At 44.4% G+C, this 18,377-nt stretch carries 15 protein-coding genes; 11 read left to right on the plus strand and 4 right to left on the minus strand.

What is annotated here, in order from left to right; all coding sequences use genetic code 11:
- Nucleotides 1–197: 197 nt before the first annotated feature.
- On the minus strand, nt 198–671 hold the full coding sequence (locus F6K64_RS22575; protein WP_137985690.1) for a hypothetical protein: 474 nt from the start codon (nt 669–671) through the stop codon (nt 198–200).
- 515 nt (nt 672–1,186) lie between these two features.
- Here F6K64_RS22575 and pstS point away from each other — a divergent pair.
- The 7 genes from pstS to proX all read left to right on the plus strand — a co-directional run bounded on the left by pstS (nt 1,187) and on the right by proX (nt 10,180).
- On the plus strand, nt 1,187–2,218 hold the full coding sequence (pstS, locus tag F6K64_RS22580; protein ID WP_071106071.1) for a phosphate ABC transporter substrate-binding protein PstS: 1,032 nt from the start codon (nt 1,187–1,189) through the stop codon (nt 2,216–2,218).
- Between the two features lie 206 nt (nt 2,219–2,424).
- Nucleotides 2,425–4,380: an iron uptake porin gene (locus tag F6K64_RS22585; RefSeq protein ID WP_287266361.1), complete on the plus strand. Its 1,956-nt coding sequence runs from the start codon at nt 2,425–2,427 to the stop codon at nt 4,378–4,380.
- Nucleotides 4,381–4,474: 94 nt separating this feature from the next.
- Nucleotides 4,475–4,636, plus strand: coding sequence for a hypothetical protein (locus tag F6K64_RS22590; RefSeq protein ID WP_008177656.1), 162 nt, complete (start codon nt 4,475–4,477; stop codon nt 4,634–4,636).
- Nucleotides 4,637–4,722: 86 nt separating this feature from the next.
- Entirely contained in the window at nt 4,723–5,937 is a 1,215-nt protein-coding gene (locus F6K64_RS22595; protein ID WP_008177657.1) for an RNA-guided endonuclease InsQ/TnpB family protein, read from the plus strand.
- Nucleotides 5,938–5,998: 61 nt separating this feature from the next.
- Complete coding sequence (locus F6K64_RS22600) at nt 5,999–6,685, plus strand: Uma2 family endonuclease (protein ID WP_008177658.1); 687 nt, start codon at nt 5,999–6,001, stop codon at nt 6,683–6,685.
- Between the two features lie 131 nt (nt 6,686–6,816).
- On the plus strand, nt 6,817–8,034 hold the full coding sequence (locus F6K64_RS22605; RefSeq protein ID WP_008177659.1) for a quaternary amine ABC transporter ATP-binding protein: 1,218 nt from the start codon (nt 6,817–6,819) through the stop codon (nt 8,032–8,034).
- A gap of 109 nt (nt 8,035–8,143) precedes the next feature.
- Nucleotides 8,144–10,180: a glycine betaine/L-proline ABC transporter substrate-binding protein ProX gene (proX, locus tag F6K64_RS22610; protein ID WP_008177660.1), complete on the plus strand. Its 2,037-nt coding sequence runs from the start codon at nt 8,144–8,146 to the stop codon at nt 10,178–10,180.
- A gap of 323 nt (nt 10,181–10,503) precedes the next feature.
- On the opposite strand, the gene lgt is transcribed toward proX, so the two are convergent.
- Nucleotides 10,504–11,382: a prolipoprotein diacylglyceryl transferase gene (gene lgt / locus F6K64_RS22615; protein ID WP_287266386.1), complete on the minus strand. Its 879-nt coding sequence runs from the start codon at nt 11,380–11,382 to the stop codon at nt 10,504–10,506.
- A 497-nt stretch (nt 11,383–11,879) separates the two neighbouring features.
- Here lgt and F6K64_RS22620 point away from each other — a divergent pair, with 497 nt between their 5' ends.
- Nucleotides 11,880–12,680, plus strand: coding sequence for a type 1 glutamine amidotransferase (locus F6K64_RS22620; protein ID WP_044491798.1), 801 nt, complete (start codon nt 11,880–11,882; stop codon nt 12,678–12,680).
- A 313-nt stretch (nt 12,681–12,993) separates the two neighbouring features.
- Nucleotides 12,994–13,803: a hypothetical protein gene (locus F6K64_RS22625; RefSeq protein ID WP_008177664.1), complete on the plus strand. Its 810-nt coding sequence runs from the start codon at nt 12,994–12,996 to the stop codon at nt 13,801–13,803.
- 150 nt (nt 13,804–13,953) lie between these two features.
- On the opposite strand, the gene F6K64_RS22630 is transcribed toward F6K64_RS22625, so the two are convergent.
- Together F6K64_RS22630 and F6K64_RS22635 are read right to left on the minus strand one after the other, a co-directional pair.
- On the minus strand, nt 13,954–14,532 hold the full coding sequence (locus F6K64_RS22630) for a hypothetical protein (RefSeq protein WP_008177665.1): 579 nt from the start codon (nt 14,530–14,532) through the stop codon (nt 13,954–13,956).
- Between the two features lie 48 nt (nt 14,533–14,580).
- Nucleotides 14,581–14,910: a hypothetical protein gene (locus F6K64_RS22635; protein WP_008177667.1), complete on the minus strand. Its 330-nt coding sequence runs from the start codon at nt 14,908–14,910 to the stop codon at nt 14,581–14,583.
- 609 nt (nt 14,911–15,519) lie between these two features.
- Here F6K64_RS22635 and F6K64_RS22640 point away from each other — a divergent pair.
- The gene (locus F6K64_RS22640; RefSeq protein WP_154659631.1) at nt 15,520–15,687 is read left to right on the plus strand and encodes a hypothetical protein; all 168 of its coding nucleotides are present in this window, start codon (nt 15,520–15,522) and stop codon (nt 15,685–15,687) included.
- A gap of 40 nt (nt 15,688–15,727) precedes the next feature.
- Complete coding sequence (locus F6K64_RS22645) at nt 15,728–18,085, plus strand: NACHT domain-containing protein (protein ID WP_008177669.1); 2,358 nt, start codon at nt 15,728–15,730, stop codon at nt 18,083–18,085.
- Nucleotides 18,086–18,377 lie beyond the last annotated feature (292 nt).

Here is an 18,377-nt window from a genome sequence, read left to right on the forward strand (position 1 = left end):
CCGTTCCACCAAGATGCCCGTTCCACCAAGATGCCCGTTCCACCAAGATGCCCGTTCCACCAAGATGCCCGTTCCACCAAGATGCCCGTTCCACCAAGATGCCCGTTCCACCAAGATGCCCGTTCCAGCCACCGGGTCAAACAGCTTTAATGAGATGCACCCGGTTTACACCAAGCACAGTAAAGTTAGTCCCTGGTTCAATAGGTAAATAGTATCAACCTGCCACCCTTAGAGGGCATTTCAATTTGAAGGTTGTTGCCTTGCACATCCTTACCATTGAATTCGTATATAACGTCTGTGGCCCGGACGCTCCTCCTAATCACAGTAGGCTGGAAGTCAGGTAGCCAGACTCTTAGACCTTTGAGTACTGGTGGGGGTACCTGACTCTGGTCAATTTCTTCTTCAACCTGCTGAATTTCCCCAATGGCATTGACATCCACTTCAAAGCGGTTACCCTGGGAGTTCTGACCACTCAGTCCATAGATTAGCTTGCCATCAGCCCCAATCTCGATTGCTGCATCCGTGGGTGAGACACCAGCAGCAACAGTGGCCGCAGTGATAGCAGGAGCTGGCACTTCAGAGATAGAAATCTCCTGATATATCCCCCCAAAGCTTTGGGCAAATCCCTTGCCAGCTGGGAGACTAAGTGCAAGGAATGAAACCAGTGTCAAGCTAAATTTTCGCAGTAAACTCATCTCCATGTCACACCAAAAAAAAGTTTGCTTTCTTGTAAAATAGCATTAAACTTGGCTTGGAGTTTTCTGGTACAGTCTCTGATGAAAGAAATTTGATTACCCACTTGATTGCCCACTTGATTGCCCACTGATAACGCCAGTAAAATTGGCGAAACTTTAGACTTTAAATGGTCGTCATATAAATTATATGATGATTAACGCGATCGCGTAATCTCTAGGATTAAGAATACTGACAATTGTAAGACTAGAATAAATGTAAGCTATCAGCTATCAGCTATCAGCTTAAGCGCTACGCGCACGCTACGCGAACAGCTATCAGCTATTGGCCGTAGATCAGGCTAGGCCAACATTTTATGCGCTACAGATGGTGCTAATCGAGGTGCTTTTTAATAAAATAAGTTCACGGCTGACGGCTGACGGCACCTCAAGTAGCGTGGCCAAAGGCCAACGGCTGACGGCTGAATACTTACGAATAAATTAAGGATACATTAATGATTGGCTATCAATTTTTTTGGCAAAAGGTTTTAACAGCAACAGCAGTAACCCTAACCGTTGGCTTTGGTTCTATCAGTGGTGCGATCGCTCAATCCTTCACTGGCGCGGGAGCTACATTTCCTGAACCCCTTTATCGCCGTTACTTTAGAGAATACCAAGAAGAAAAACAAAAAGAACAAACAGATGTAAAGTTCAAATACAGTGCCATTGGCAGTGGTGGTGGGATTAGACGATTTCTCAATCAGTCCGTTGACTTCGGAGCGAGCAATGTGATTCCAACTCCTGTAGAGAGAAACTCAATGAAACGGGGTTTGTTGATGGTGCCAACTGCTGGGGGGTCTTTGGCTGTCGTTTATAATCTTCAAGGAATAACCACCGATGTTAAGCTATCCCGAGACACTCTCGGTAAAATTTTTTCAGGTCAGATTTCTAATTGGAAGCAGGTTAACTCCCGCCTGCCAAACCGGAAAATCCAAGTAGTTGTCCACTCAGGCAGTAGCGGCACTAGCTTTATTTTTACTAAATATTTGAACGAAATTACTAATGGCAGAATCCGAGCAAGTAAAAGACCTAATTGGGGCTTTAAGGTCTTCTCTAGTGTTCCGGGAAATGCAGCAGTAGCTAGCGAAGTTAGGCGAATTGACGGTGCCATTGGCTATGTACCGGCGAGCTATGCTAAACAGCTTAACCTACCAATGGCCAGGCTGGAAAACCGAGCAGGTCGCTACGTCAAGCCTACCGTTGATCAAGCGAATAAAGCCCTAGGCAATGTGCAGTTCAATGATGACTTCACCATCGAAAATATAGATGACCCAGAACAGGGTTATCCAATTGTAGGTATAACTTGGCTGTTTCTCTACGAAAAGTATCCTAAACCAGAACTAGCCCAAGGGGTTAAAGACCTGATAAATTGGATTCTGACTGAAGGTCAAGACTTGAACGAAGATCTACAGTACACTCGGATACCCGAAGATGTTGCTAACCGAGCCATCGAAGCTGTGAATAACAACATCAGGGTTGTTCCATAGAAGGACAAAAGTCAAAAGTACTTTGGTATCGGTGTATCGCTGTTATCGGTGTGGTATAGCCTTCGAGCTTTTATAGCACTACGCATTAAGGTGTTTGACATAAATAAAAGCTGAAAAGCTCTTGTAGTTAACTTTTGCCTTTTGCCTCTTGCCAATGCCATTGCGCGTAGCGCTATACCTTTTATTTTTGTTGTGTGAGGAGAGTTGTGAAAAAATTTTGCGGTGGATTACCACTGACACCGATAGTACTTGGTGTCCATTTGGTAACCATTACCCCCGCTATGGCTGATAGCGAACCAGAAACCTTGACTGCCATAGACCCTAAACCATCACCAGATAGGTCAGATCTTAATCCCAGACCGAAATATATAGCGCGAGAGTACTTAAAAACTCCCCCAAAAACTCCTCAGTTAACCGACCAATTCCACGATGAACTGGAGTTTAAGACTACTACGTCTATTCCTAATTATGGGATATCGACAGCTAGCTTGACTAGTCTGGAGTCACCGCCAGACCTAGAGATGGCAGACACTGTGAGTAATCCGTCTATGGGTCAGGTAGCACCGATTTCTAAACTATTAGACATGCCATCTACCCAGACTAACTCCAATAGTCTAGATAATAGTCCAGATAATAGTTTAGATATATCCCAAAACTTAGGTGTGACAGACCCGTTGAGTAATGGACCAATGGAGCGGGTAACACCAGTTTATGAACTGTCTGATGTCCAACCTACGGATTGGGCTTACGAAGCACTACAGTCTTTGTTGAAGCGCTATAGATGCCTGACTGGTTACGAGGATGACACCTATCGCGGTAACCGTGCCCTGACTCGCTACGAGTTTGCTTTTGGCTTGAATTTTTGCCTAAATCGGGTGAATGCCATGATTATTGGTAAAACAGCCAACTTGGTAACCGAAGCTGATTTAGCAGCAATGCAAAGGCTACAAGAAGAGTTCAGTGGTGAATTAGCTACTGTACAGGCTCGGGTCGATAACTTGGAAGGGCGAGTGACTTTCCTAGAAGACCATCAGTTCTCGACTACTACTATATTGCGTGGGAGTGTAGATATTGCTCTAGCTACTGGCTTTGGCGGGAAAAAAGCAGTTCCTTCTGGTCAAAGCCCAACAGAAGATTTTGATGATACTAATACTCTGTTGGGAGGCCGGGCAATTCTCAACTTCGACACCAGTTTCACCGGTCGAGACCTTTTGCGCACTAGACTTCGGGCAGGGAATACCAGTAATTTTAGCACTGGTTTCACCGGTACAGCCATGACCAAGTTTGGTTTTGCCACTAATACCGGCAATGATGTTAAATTAAACCAGCTGTTCTATCGGTTTCCCCTAGGTAATAAAGGTCTGGTATCTATAGCAGCAGCAGGTCAGGGAGCAACTGCTTTGATTCCCGCCCTCAATCCAGCATTTTCCATTTCCAGTTTTGGATTCAATAATTACATCTACGACTTGGGTTTTGGTGCTGGTGCTGGAATCTACTATCAATTCAATGACCTGATTGCTACTGGAGCAGCCTATTACACTGGTTCTGCCTCTAATTCAGACTTTGGACTGTTCAATGGTGCCTTTGGTGCTTTGGCTCAGGTGACCCTTACTCCCTCTGATCGTTTTGGTATGGCCTTGACCTATGTCCGGTACTACTCTCCTCAAACAGCCAATACTGCATCGTTTCTCGGTAGCCAATTCGCTCAATCTCCCTTTGGCTCAAATACAGCCACCTCATCAAATAGCTTGGGTGTATCCACTAGCTATCGATTTAGCGATCGCTTTACCCTAGGCGGTTGGGTTGGTTATAGCAATGCGATCGCAGAATCCTCAAGCATTAACAATAACAATGGTTTCGATGTGTCAAGCGGATCAGAAGCAGATATTTGGAGCTGGGCAGTTACCGCCGCTTTCCCAGACATCGGAAAACTAGGCAGCCAGTTGAATCTCATTGTTGGCATGCCTCCAAGACTAGCTAGTAATGATGTTGCTGGTCGTCGCGATCGCGATGTATCATACCATCTTGAACTGTCTTATCGCTACCCACTGACTGATAGAATCTTTATCACTCCTGGTGTTTTGGTGATTATCGATCCAGAACACAATGATGAAAATGACACCATTGGGGTTGGACTGCTCCGAACCCAGTTTAATTTCTAGAGCATTGGTTGATTATTATTCGATGACAAAGCTTGAGGGTTAATGGTTTATGCTCAAAACCCTAGCACTGACAATGATTAGAGCATCATAGTAAATGGGATTTACCTACGGTCACGCTACGCGATGCTCGGTACGAGCCGCTACGCGAACCCATGAGCCAGCCATCAAACTATCTTGGACTATCATGGTGTTGGAGCAAGCCATAGAAGTTGACAAAATGACCAAAAATATTGGGTTTCAAGCCCCGCCCTTTTAGGGCGGCTTTAAAAAGATTTTATGTTTGAATTAAGGATGGGCGTTAATTCAAGAATGTGATATCCTTGAATTAAGGAGGCAAGTAAAGTGTTCAATCTAACCTACGAGTTCAAATTAAAACCTACCGCTAAGCAAGTATCTTTGTTTGAAAACTGGCTTGAACAGTGTCGCAAAGTCTATAACTATGCACTAGCAGAAAGGAAGGATTGGTATAAATCTCGTAGTTGTCAGGTTAATGCTTGCTCTGTTCGTAGTGAATACATCATTCCAGCAGAGCAAACCCGTCCTACTTATGCCAGTCAATGCCGTGGGTTAACCGCTGCCAGAAAAGCTATTGAAGAGCTTAGAGCTGTTCAAGTTCATGTCTTACAACAAACGCTCAAAAGGCTAGAAAAAGCTTTTGTTAGTATGTGGGAACAAGGTCATGGCTTTCCTCGCTTTAAGAAGCAGGGACAAATGCGATCTTTTGTTTTTCCACAACTAGGAGTCAAACCAGTTGAATCTGGAAAAATTAAATTGCCCAAAATTGGCTGGGTAAAGATGCGGCAATCACGGGAAATACCTTCTGATGCTGTAGTTAAACAAGCCAGAGTGGTCAGACGTGCTACTGGCTGGTATGTGATGTTGACTTTGCAATGGGATGTTGATGTTCCTCAGATTATGCCTCATGGGGAACCCTTGGGCATTGATGTGGGAATTTCACATTTTGCTGCTGTTAGTAACGGGAGGTTATTTCCTAATCCACGTCCTTTCAAGGGTCTCGAACGCAAGCTTAAATTGCTGCAAAAGAGGGTAAGCAGAAAGCGTAAAGGAAGTAGCAACCGTTGTAAGGCACAAGCAAAAGTCAGCAAGCTACACGAACGAATCGTTAACATTAGAAAAAATTATTACTGGAAATTAGCTCATAATCTTTGCGATTGGGCTGGGATGATCTTTGTTGAAGATCTAAATCTCAAAGGATTGGCTAAGGGAATGCTAGGAAAGCACTGTCTAGATGCGGGATGGGGACAGTTTTTTAAGATATTAGAGCAGTGTTGCGCCCATCGTGGTGTCTATTTTCAAAAAGTAGATTCTAAAAAGACTAGCCAAATTTGTCCCAATTGTTTAACTGAAACTGGCAAAAAGACCTTAGCTGAGCGCATACATCATTGCGAACATTGTGGCTACACAACCGACAGAGATGTGGCAGCTGCTCAAATAATCGCTATACGCGGACTTGCAGCCGTGGGGCACACGGTCAAGATGCTTTCTGAGGGCAAGTTCATTGGAATCCCTGGGAAGAAAGAATCCTCGTCCTTGTAGGACGGGGAGTGTCAACAGCATAACCAAGACCGAAGCAGTATCGCCAACTGCAACCGATAGTATGGATTGGGAGCCCCCCATGCCACCAACGGATTTAATCTTTGATGATGGAGAACCTTTGGAGAGTGACCGCCACCGCATAGCCATGAACGCCCTCATCCGTTCACTGCGCGTTGCTTTAGCTGACCGAGACGATTACTTTGTTGGGGGCAATATGTTTGTTTACTTCAGTAGTGAACAAGCACGAAACCAGGACTTTCGCGGGCCAGATTTCTTTGTAGTCTTGAATGTAGACGGTAGCCGAGAACGTCTTGGCTGGGTAGTATGGGAAGAACAGGGTCGCTACCCAGATGTGATCATCGAGCTGATGTCCCCCTCCACAAAGCAAGTTGATACAGGTAAAAAGAAGAGCATCTACTGCCAGACCTTCCGCACTCCAAATTATTTTGTCTACCAACCCTTTGACCCAGATTCATTGCAAGGATGGTATTTAGATATAGACAATGGCTACCAGGAGCTAACCCCAAATGAACAAGGGTGGCTATGGTGTCAGCCCTTAGGCTTGTGGTTGGGACAATGGTCTGGAACCATTGAGGAAACCTCAGCAGTATGGCTGCGCTTTTATGACCGGGATGGGAATCTAGTTCCCTTACCAGAAGAAGCAGCTGAGCAACGAGCTGAAGTAGCTGAACAACGAGCTGAAAAATTAGCAGAACGACTGCGACAGGCAGGGATTGACCCAGATTAAATTTAAGGTGAATGGCCATAAAAAGTGCTGAGTGCATCAGTGCAAAGCAGACTGAGTAACTGTTATAAACTAGGGGTTTTTCCGAATCACCTTTTATAATTTTATCTTTTTACCCTTTTCCAAAATAACTAATGACTACTATTAATTCAAACCCCAAAATTCGTATTGAACATCTGATTAAAATTTATGGAGAGAAACCCCAAGCTGCCCTCAAACTGTTTCGCCAAGGTGGGAGTAGGGATTCTATCTTAGAAAAAACCGGTCAAGTCTTAGGCATTGCCGATGTCTCTCTGACCGTTAATAAAGGAGAATTGTTCGTGGTAATGGGGTTATCCGGTTCCGGGAAATCCACCCTAGCTCGCTGTATTAACCGCTTAATTAATCCCACCAGCGGCAATATCTATATCGATGATGAAGACATTGCCCATGTTGATGAGAAGCGGATGCGAGAGATTCGCCAGAGCAAGGTATCAATGGTGTTTCAGCGATTTGGATTATTTCCCCACAAAACAGTTGCAGAAAATGTCGGGTATGGTCTCAAGGTTCGGGGGATAGATCAAGCCAAACGCCGCAAAAAAGCTCTGGAAACCTTAGAAGTGGTAGGTTTATCCCAATGGGCCGATTATTTACCTTCTTCTCTGAGTGGTGGGATGCGTCAACGGGTGGGTTTAGCCCGCGCCTTAGCCACAGATGCCGAGATTTTACTTATGGATGAGGCATTCAGCGCCCTCGACCCCCTGATTCGGCGGGACATGCAGGATGAATTACTGCGACTTCAGACAGAACTGCACAAAACCATTGTATTTATCAGCCATGATATTCAAGAAGCCCTCAAGATGGGCGATCACATAGCGGTGATGAAAGACGGTTATATTGTCCAAATTGGCACACCAGAAGAACTGATTAACCAACCAGCTGACGACTACATCCGTGCATTCATCCAAGATGTTAACCGCGCCCAAGTCCTAAAAACTGGGTCAATTGCTCGTCAAACCCCTGCCTTAGTTCTTAAAGAAAACTCTGCTAGAGCTGGACTGGAACAAATGATAGACCATCACCTCCAACAAATCTATGTTGTCGATGAACACAGCAAACCTGTTGGAATTGTCAAGAAACAATGGCTCGAAGCAGTCCTCCAAAAAGGAAGCGAAGACATTACTGAAGTGATGGAAACGGACTTCCCCACAGTCAACCCTTCAACCCACCTAGAAGATATATTTCACCTCTACCGAGACGGACTTCCTGTTGCTGTAGTCGATACTGACGGTACATTCAAAGGAATGGTCGAACAGTCTGATCTTATCGCTAGTATTGGCAAACCTCAAAAGCTTGTCCAAGACAACAGCTGATAGCACCTCAAGTAGCGTGGCCTTTGGCCTTTAGCTGATAGCTGATAGCTGAATGCTTAAAAACGAAATATCTAGATAAATTGACAATCTATACTAGAAGAGTGTTGCTTTGAATAGTATTGTGTTCAATTATTTAATTCTATCCCTTAATAATATCGCAACAAGCCAAGTCGGTCTAGATATTATCTTGAATCCCTTTGAGCTTTATACCTTACCCCTTGACGAGTGGATTACCGCAGTAGTTAATTTCCTAGTTGACAACTTCCGTCCCTTTTTTCAAGCAATTAGCTTGCCCATTACCTGGACTCTGGAAGGGATACAATCGCTGTTCCTATCCATTCCTCCCCTAATTTTTCTGATTATTCTGGCTTTGATAGTATGGCAAATTGCTGGGGGAAAAATTGCTATTTATAGCCTTTTTGCCTTGACCTTGATTGGTTTTTTTGGAGCTTGGGAACAAGCAATGACTACCCTGGCGCTAGTGGTAACAGCCGTAGTCTTTTGCGTGCTCATTGGCATTTCCCTTGGCATTGCCTGTGCTAGTAGCGATCGCGTCGAGAAATTCCTGCGACCCCTGCTTGATGCCATGCAAACCCTCCCGTCATTCGTCTATCTTGTCCCAGTGGTAATGCTGTTTGGCATTGGTGCAGTCCCTGGAGTAATCGCTACTTTAGTCTTTGCTGTTCCCCCCTTGATTCGCCTGACCAACCTAGGCATCCGACAAGTATCTACAGAAGTTGTCGAAGCTGCGATCGCATTTGGCTCAACCCCAAGACAAATGCTTTGGGAAGTGCAAATTCCCCTAGCAATGCCAACTATCCTAGCTGGAGTCAACCAAGCGATCCTATTAGCACTATCGATGTCGGTAGTGACTTCTATGATTGGTGTCGGGGGATTGGGACAGATGGTCTTACAAGGTCTCGGTCGGGTGAATGTCGGACTGGCTGCTGTGGGAGGATTAAGCATCGTTCTGATTGCGGTGATGCTCGACCGGATCACTCAAGTGGTGAGTCAAGGCAACAACCAAATCCCTTGGCTAGAGCGAGGACCCATTGGTTTTGTGCGTTTGAGGTTAACCAGTAAACCACGGACTGGGACTACTACTGTTGCTGCAATGGTTTTAGTGGCATTGCTTGTGGGTTTCATCAGCTCGCAACAAATTCCCCAAGCTACAACCGAATTAACCTCATCAGAAATAGCCCTACCTGGGAAAGGGGTGAAAGTACGCTCTACCTATGGTTATCTAGCCGATTCACAATTCATGACACACATCGTTAACACGGCTCTGGAAAAGCTCGGTTACGAGATTGAAAAACCCAAACAACTCCAGCCAACTACCAGCCACATCGCTTTGGGTAATAACGACCTCGATTTTACCGCTAACCACTGGGAAAAGTTGCACACAGAATTCTTTGAAAAAAATGGTGGCGACAAGAAATTAGAGCGAGTTGGGGTTATTGTTTCTGATCTGTTGCAAGGGTATCAGATTGATAAAAAAACTGCTGAAAAATACAAGATCACCAATTTAGAGCAACTCAAAGACCCTAAAATTGCCAAACTCTTTGACTCCGATGGAGATGGTAAGGCAAATTTAGCCGGTTGTATTCCCGGTTGGGGATGTGAGTTAGTTATTGAGCATCACTTAGATGCTTATGGGCTCAGGGATACTGTCGAACACGACCAAGGAGAATATAGCGTCCTAATTGCGAATAGCATTGCTCGCTACAAACAAGGAAAACCAGTCCTATACTACACTTGGACTCCTCTGTGGCTGGCTACGGTATTAAAACCAGGTGAGGATGTGGTTTGGCTAGAAGTTGCCCAAACCAATCTACCAGAAGCCCAGAAAGGGTTGACAGAAAAACATACTTCAATCGATGGTAAAAATCTCGGATTCGCGGTGGATCAGATCCGCTTTGTGGCAAACAAAAAATTCCTAGCAACTAACCCAGCAGCCAGAGACTTGTTTGAGCGATTTAAGATGCCGATTGAGGAGCTTAATGCTGAAAGCTTACGGGCCAAAAAGGGGGAAGATAGCCCAGCAGATATCCGTCGCCATAGCCAAGAATGGATTAAAAAGAATCAAAAGTTGTTTGATAGCTGGCTTGAAGAAGCTAGAAAAGTTGGAGAAACTTCTGGAATTTGAGGTTTCCTATAATTTACGAGAACATTAATATTGTCAAGGTTGAGTAATTGGTATTTGGTAAAGGGGAATTGGTATTTGTGATTAATCCCGACCTTTTACCCTTTACCCTTTACCCTTTACCTGCAAGTATCTTGGGTCAACTACCAGACACTCACCTATCGGTTACATCCCCTTGAACGATCCGTTGCCCCATCTTCCAACTATCACAACTAATAACAGATTGCTATATTCCCAAATTATCCGGATTAACCTGATCTACCCAGTAAAAAGAAAGTGGTAGATGCACCCTGGTAAAGTCCTAGAGATAAACTCTGGGGCTTTTTTTATTTAGATACCGTATCCCACTGCTGATTATCGACTGGAACAACATCTGGCAAAGACCGACCGATCCAATACAGCCACCCTAAACCAGCAACTCCCAATGCGATCGCAACTAAACTGACCACTTGAGCAATGCGTAATGGACCGAGCATCAGACTATCCATCCGCAATGCCTCAATCCAGAAGCGACCAGTACTATAGGCGACCATATAAACTAGAGCCATCGTCCCTACCTTCAGATGGGGTTTGCGGCGTAAATCCCGAAAGAACAGAGTCATCAGTAACCCAAAGACCAATAAGTTCCACACAGACTCATACAGAAAAGTCGGATGGAAATAGTCAAAATTATTAAAGCTTAGGGGACGCTGTCCTAGTGGAATATACAATTTCCAAGGCAAATCCGTGGGAGCCCCAAAGGCTTCGGAATTAAAGAAATTACCCCAACGTCCGATGGCTTGACCTAATATCAGGGAAGGAACTACTAGATCAACTAACAGCCAGACAGACAGTTTATTGAGGCGGGCAAAAATTATTGCAGCTAAGATACCACCCAAGATAGCGCCATGAATGGCAATCCCACCATTCCAAATCGCAATAATTTGGTCTGGACGCTGGGCGTATTGTTTCCACTGAAACAAGACATAGTAAAGTCTGGCTCCAGGAATCGCAGAAATCACCAGCCAGATAGCCAAGTCGCCCAACAAATCTGGGTTAACGTTACGACTCTTGGCTAGGTATTGGGAAAGGCTAACTCCAATTAACACTGCTGAGGCAATCAATAGTCCGTACCAGCGGATTGTTACCGGTCCGAGTTCAACGATTATTGGCCCGGGACTTGCAAATTGGAACCCTAGGGTTAGATGAGAGATTGCTTGCAGCATTGATTTATCCATAGGCAGCAAACCACAAATTTCATTGTAGTCTCCTACAGCATCGGTTAAGTCATCAGAAAACTAAGTAAATTGATGATGGGGTAATGGGATAATGGGATAATGGGGTGGTCAGGTGATAGAAATATCCTGTACAAGTGCTTGGTCTAGCTATTGCTAATTTTGTCAACTTCTATTACTTGACCAGCTCTCTAGCATTTCCTAATCTGGAGTGCGATGGTGGGAAGCAAAGGCTTAGATCAGCTTCTCCTATAACTGCTCAGCAGACAGTATAAATGGACTATATAGTTGTCAAAGTTTTGTGATTCCAAGAAATTAGCGTAACTTATCCATAGAAAAACCTTGACCTTCGGTCACGCTTTGCGAACAACCTTCTGACCTTGGCCAAAAGGCCACGCGATCGCTCGATTGCGGGACTCCGTCCATCGCGTTCAACCTACCCGACCAGGGACCCCAAAGGCCAACAACCAAATCACCTTCAACCCAAGATGAATTCCGAACAACTAGAATTAACTATAGGCTGGCTTTACCCTACCCTAATGAGTACCTACGGTGATCGTGGTAATGTCATCTGCTTACAACAACGAACCCAGTGGCGAGGCATTAGAGTCAATCTAATCCCCCTGGATCAGCAAACCCCTGCTGAGCAATTCTATAAAGTGGATATCTTCATGGGTGGTGGTGCTCAAGATAGACAGCAAGAAATTGTTATGCGAGACTTACAAGGTAGCAAAGCCAATGCCCTACAAGAAAAAATTGAAGCAGGTGTACCGGGAGTATTTACCTGTGGCTCACCTCAATTGCTAGGTAACTACTATGAACCCGCTCTAGGTAAGCGGATTCAGGGATTAGGGTTGCTGGATTTGGTCAGCAAGCATCCTGGCGTAGATGCTCGCCGTTGCATTGGTAATGTGGTATTTGAGATTACTGCATCACCCCTAGCCCAAGACTTAAAGGCTATGCTGGGGAAAAATCCAGTAGTGATTGGCTTTGAAAATCACGGTGGTCGTACCTATTTAGGTAATGTCGAACCCCTAGCTCAAGTGGTCAAAGGATATGGTAACAATGGGGAAGATGGCACAGAAGGAGCATTTTATCGAAATGCGATCGCAACCTACTCCCACGGTCCGCTGTTACCGAAAAACCCCTTTCTTGCTGATTGGCTGATCCAAACTGCCCTCAAGCAAAAGTATGATATACCAGTGTCCTTAGAACCACTGGATGATACCTTAGCAACCAAGGCAAGGGTGGCGATGTTTAAACGTCTTGCCCTGACTAACCTGAGTTGACTAGGACTAGTAGCAAGAAGTCGTGACTCTTACGGCTAATCGGTAATCGGTAATAGTAGAAATGTTTACCAATTACTAATCATCCACAGTCCCGACTTGAGTGGATAGCCCCTCAATGCCTCGTAAACGAATAAACTATTAACTATACCCCCTCCCAAGCACTTGAGCGAGGGATGAGGTTCTTTGACGGCGGTTAAAACCGCTGGTTTCGTAGTTCCTCCGCGCTTTAAAAAGCGGTGCGACCCCGGCGAGGTTCCCTCGCCATGGGAACGCGCACCAAGACAGACGCGGTTTCCCTACCCCGTAAAGTCAGATGACTGGAAAAGTAATCGATAGCAGTGCCACTGGAATTCTCATTCTAATCATCCCCTTCGCATTGGTGATGGTTCTGTTGCTAAAGGCATGGCCGATCGTACTGGCAATGCTAATCTTGATTATCATCATCAGGCTTTGGCAGCAATATCAATGGCAGAAGTGGACTCGGAAAGTTAATCCCTTCTTCAATCAACTGATTAAAGATAACCAAGGCTGTCTGACACCCATGGACTTGTCGATCAAGGCGGATATTTCTGGAACTGCAGCCAAACAGTATTTAGACAAAAAGGCAGAGGAGTTTGGAGCTCAGAGTAAAACCTATGATGACATTGGCACTGTTTATTACTTTCTGACTGCTAGCGCTCTCGGTAGTATCTTTGATCAGAGTGAACCCTCCTTCGACCCTGAAAGTGAATCCTCCTTCGAGCCTGAGAGTGAATCCAACACCAGTCAAGCAACCCCGTCTTTGGAACTACAGCTCCAACAAGATGAGTTCTCTAGCAATGACATCCCAAAACTGCAAGAAAATCCACGATCACAAGAATCTGTTGCCTCTAAACTAGCTGCCTTGACTGCTGACGCTTCAGGTGATCAAAAAAACCGGGTCAAAAAGAAGCAGGATAAGAAAGTTTATCAACCTCTGATCCAAGCCGAATTAGCCAAGCGACTGAATGTTCATGCCAGCACAGTTGGTAAACGTAAATCTGATGCCGACTTTTCACAATGGAGTCAAAGTAAAGATCCAGACGGAATTGCCTGGGAATATTCATCACAGAGAAAGGAGTTTTTGCCAATTGTGAACAATTAGGAAAATCTCGATAATTAGTTTGTTATTTGTCATATGTACCGAATAACTAATGACTAATCAGCCAGCTGGCCACAATGATAAGTATTCAACGGTAAATTATATCATACTAGCAATGATATAATACTACCTAAGGTTATAAAAAGCTAGGAACTAGGAAATGGAATGAGCAAGTTCTGGCTGGGTTGGGTAATTAAACCTGTCCAGAGCATCCCATTTATTCAACAGTTGGGATTTTAGTTGTTCAAATTTGAGCTTTAGTATGCGTCTGCTGACTATGGGTTGAGCTATAGGTTGTGAGGTTTGACCAGTATTAGCCGACTCTTGTAACATTTGGCATTGTTGGGGTTTAAGCGTTACGGTCATTACCTGGTTACAGCGTTGTGGTTCTTCAGTGGAAAACAAAAGTAGTCGATAGAAGCCTTTATCTGCTAAGCAACGAGTAATGGTCTGAACTTTCGAGGTTTTCAAGTCTAGATAACAAGGGAGTAACCGAGAGTCCTGTGCTTTAGACTGAAGTACAGTAACCCATAGTAGCATCGGATGAGGCGAATTGATGAAGACAAATTGACTGTGGGGCTTGCTGAATAGATAATACTGAATTTCTTCTGGAGATAACATCAAGCATAAGGTGGCAAAATTTCCCAAGCTGCTTGGTAAAATTGCTGGAAATATAATTTTGCTAATTGGTTTATCCTGGGGCCAGGATTGCTGTAGACACACTTGTAACATTTTAACTCCTGATTATCTATTTATAGTCTAATAAACCTATGAATAGCATCATTGAAAACTTCCTAAGCTGAAGGCAGAATCAATGAAATATTCCCCGCTAACCGTTGATGCTGTTAATTGGTTAAACTTGACATGCCATAAGGTTTCAGGTAAACTATCTACGCTCCCTAAGAATGATAGTGATGAAATATTCAACGGGTAAGTAGATTGTTGAGCGACTACTTCCTTAACCCCATCCTTATAATTCTGGAAAAACTTATTATTTATCAGGGTTCCAGAGATAAAATTTTCAGTCATTGGGGGAATCCCATTGACAAACATCAGGCAGGTAGTGAGAGCAGCTGCTTCGATAAAGGTTCTCCAATAACGATGGTTCATAAGTATAGTTAAGTTGATTGAGATATAGAAATAAGGCTTACTAGGATCCCAATTCAGTAATCAATGGCGGTCGTTATCCTAGGGTTATTCATGGTTCACAGTCCTCTTCACCGAACGCCTAAAGTGTACGAAAAATTACTGAATTGATGCTATAGTTTAAGGATGAAGTTTGGATGTTTGCGATTGCGTTTTTGTTGTGTTTGAGTTGATGTATACCAATCACTCACCAGAAATGGAAGAGGGTGAAAAGGGAAAAGGCTTGCAGGCAAAATCGATATCTTCTTGCCTGACGTTTAACATCATCTTTTGTCCGAGAACAACCAACGGTCGGACTGGGAGAGTGGGATAGAATAAAATATATAGCAGTCGCCAGGGCAGTTAGGACATGACAAAAGTCTCACACCCTTTGTAAGCGATGCAGCGCGGTCTTGGGGGTTTCCCCCATGAGCGACTGCATCAAGAAGCGCAAGAGTTTGACTTCTGACAAATGACTTCTGACAAATGACTTCTGACTTCTGCTATAGCAATCCGATTTGAGTTGTGAAACACCAGAAGAGGGGGAGAGGGGTCTGAGACCGGAAGTGGAGGAAGAGAAGTAAGAATCTCACCATGGGTTCTTTTTCACAAATGATTGAGGATTTCTATATACTTCTGACCCCATCACCTGATCACGTCATCACCCCATCACCCCATCACCCCATCACCCCCTCTGATCAAAAATTTCCCATTGTGATCCGTTCGTTGTGGCTCTTGACCTATTTTTCGGGAAATCTATAGGTGAGTGTCGAAAGATTTTTCAGTAAATTAAGCTTGAGCTATGGCAAAGCGATCTCTCCAGGCATCTCCAGACGGCATCAGAAAAGCCAAACAGGCTTTTGAACGCAAGGGATGGACACAAGAATATTTTGCGGGTGAAATCGGCATAGAAACTCGCCAACCGATTTGGAAGTTTTTTGCCGGTAAACCCGTTGACCGCCGCGTTTTTAGCGAAATCTGCTTTCATCTGGATTTGGAGATGGAAGAGATTGTCGCTATACCAGAAGATGCTCAGATAGATGCAGAACAGAAAGCAGCTGAGGACAAAAGTAGAGTTGATGCCATCGTCACCAAAGTGCGATCGCACTACCATGACAAAATTCAAAATCAGTGTGGCACTCTGCGCCTATTAGATATTGCTCGACCGGTGAGTTTAGATCACATCTACGTAGATGTGAATATTCTCGAAGAAATCACTAGTCAACGATGGTTGGAAATTGAGGATTTGCAAGGCTTCCCACCGGAGGAATTTGACCGCTTGGGTATAGGCAAAGTGCGCCGGGAAAGCATACCAGGAGTGCAAGCGGTAGAACGCTATCCTAAAATGATGGTGCTAGGTAAACCTGGCTCTGGGAAAACCACCTTTTTGCAATATCTGGCTATTCAGTGCAATCAAGGAAATTTTCAATCGGATCGGGTTCCGATTTTGATTCGATTGAAAAACTTTGCCGAGGATGCTATGATCGAATGTAGTTTCAGCCTATTTAACTACATTAATCAAGAGTTCCAAAGTTGTGGTATTTCAGAACAAGATATTGAAACTATCCTCAGCTATGGCAGAGGCTTGATCTTAATGGATGGCTTGGATGAAGTCCCGGAAACTGCCAGTAATCAAGTTATTCAACAAATCCGCAAGATTTCAGAAAAGTATTACAAAAATCAGCTGATCATCACATGTCGTATTGCAGCTCAACAGTATCGATTTCGGGGATTTACTGAGGTTGAGATTGCTGACTTCAAACCAGCACAAATTCAACACTTTGCTAAAAAGTGGTTTGTGGCGATAGCAAGGAATGACCCAGAATCAGGTTTGGAGAAAGCATCTCTGTTTATCGAGCAGATGAAGCTGCCAGAAAATCAGCAAATTAGAGAACTAGCAACAACACCAGTCTTGCTGAATCTAGCCTGTCTGGTGTTTCAAACCAAAGCTGACTTTCCTGTTAAACGCTCTGATCTTTACCAGCAAGGACTAGACTTACTACTGATTCGCTGGGATGAAGCCCGGGGTGTTAAGCGAGATGATATTTATCGTAATTTATCCTTGCCCCACAAGCTAGAATTACTTTCTCAATTAGCAGTTATCACCTTTGAGCAAGGGGAGTATTTCTTTGAAGAAATTCGGCTGCAACAATTAATTGCTGATTATTTACGGAAATTACCAGCAACTCAAAGCAACCAGGCAGCTTTAGAATTAGATAGCTTAGCAGTACTCAAATCTATCGAGGTGCAGCATGGACTATTGGTAGAGCGGGCACGACGAATTTACTCATTCTCTCATCTGACATTTCAAGAGTATTTTACCGCCAGAGCGATTGTGATCGGCAATGGGATGTCTTTGTTACAGCTAGTCGAACACCTACAGGAGAAACGTTGGCGGGAAGTATTTTTACTCACAGCACAAATGTTGCCAGATGCTGATCAGCTATTGTTGCTGATCAAGCAACAGGTTAATCGGTTAGTCTGTGCAGAAATGGTGTTTGACTCAGTCAAACAGACACCAGGCGTTATGGCTTTAGATGATACCTTGAGCAAGTTCTTGAACTGGATCGAGATCAAATCCCTCGACATCGATACTCCCTACAAGCCAGCAGCAGTGCGTGCCTTTTACATGACCCTTGCCCTTCCTCCTAACCATCCTCTTTCCCGGAATCAAGCCTTAGCTTTGGCTATTGATCACAGACTAGGAGGGGAGTTGGGTAGTGAACTTGCCCTAGATTTAGCTTTAGATCATGCTTTAGCTGTTGCCCAAGCTATGACACCAGAACTAGTTTACGACCGACTCAGTGCTCTTTACCTTGCCCTTGACTTGAATCACCTGACTGGGATTGAGTCTATAGGAGACTATCTAGAGAAGCTTAAAAATCAGCTACCTGACCTAGATGATGACGACCGAGATAGTATTCAACAATGGTGGCAAAGTCATGGTCCGGAATGGTTATCACAATTAAGGGCTTTGATGATTGAGCATCGTAATATGGGTCACCAATGGGATTTGAGCAAGACATCCCAAGATTGGTTAGAGCAGTATAGTCGTGCTAATCACTTGCTAGTAGAGTGCCTCAATAGTAATTGTCAGCTGAGTCTGACGGTGCGCAAAGAAATAGAAGATACGTTGTTTTTGCCGCTGTGCCACTCGTAATTGATCCCTCACGGTCGATGTTGACCTGAAGGGGTGAAAAGTAGCTTCTCACCCCTTCACCCTTTAACCTACCGTAAACCGAATCGCCTTGGGCGAACAACCTTGGCCTTGGCCTTGGCCAAAAGGCCACGCTACGCGAACAAGCCCTAACCCTTAAACCGTTTTGACCCGTGCTACGGTGAGAATGTCGTAAGGCTTACTTACCTAAATGGAGCAATAAGGCTCACACCATAACGCTAGTTTGGTGTTGGGACGGGGCTTTCAAGGTGCTGAACTAAATTCCGCACACAGC

It is taken from the genome of Moorena sp. SIO3A2 (assembly GCF_010672265.1).
Taxonomy (GTDB): domain Bacteria; phylum Cyanobacteriota; class Cyanobacteriia; order Cyanobacteriales; family Coleofasciculaceae; genus Moorena; species Moorena producens.

Bases quoted from the DNA above. Each gene is read 5' to 3' on its own strand.
- lgt (WP_287266386.1), bottom strand. From the start codon at position 11,382: ATGCTGCAAGCAATCTCTCATCTAACCCTAGGGTTCCAATTTGCAAGT.
- F6K64_RS22620 (WP_044491798.1), top strand. From the start codon at position 11,880: ATGAATTCCGAACAACTAGAATTAACTATAGGCTGGCTTTACCCTACC.
- F6K64_RS22590 (WP_008177656.1), top strand. From the start codon at position 4,475: ATGGGATTTACCTACGGTCACGCTACGCGATGCTCGGTACGAGCCGCT.
- F6K64_RS22600 (WP_008177658.1), top strand. From the start codon at position 5,999: ATGGATTGGGAGCCCCCCATGCCACCAACGGATTTAATCTTTGATGAT.
- pstS (WP_071106071.1), top strand. From the start codon at position 1,187: ATGATTGGCTATCAATTTTTTTGGCAAAAGGTTTTAACAGCAACAGCA.
- F6K64_RS22645 (WP_008177669.1), top strand. From the start codon at position 15,728: ATGGCAAAGCGATCTCTCCAGGCATCTCCAGACGGCATCAGAAAAGCC.
- F6K64_RS22605 (WP_008177659.1), top strand. From the start codon at position 6,817: ATGACTACTATTAATTCAAACCCCAAAATTCGTATTGAACATCTGATT.
- F6K64_RS22640 (WP_154659631.1), top strand. From the start codon at position 15,520: ATGGGTTCTTTTTCACAAATGATTGAGGATTTCTATATACTTCTGACC.
- F6K64_RS22635 (WP_008177667.1), bottom strand. From the start codon at position 14,910: ATGAACCATCGTTATTGGAGAACCTTTATCGAAGCAGCTGCTCTCACT.
- F6K64_RS22630 (WP_008177665.1), bottom strand. From the start codon at position 14,532: ATGTTACAAGTGTGTCTACAGCAATCCTGGCCCCAGGATAAACCAATT.
- F6K64_RS22625 (WP_008177664.1), top strand. From the start codon at position 12,994: ATGACTGGAAAAGTAATCGATAGCAGTGCCACTGGAATTCTCATTCTA.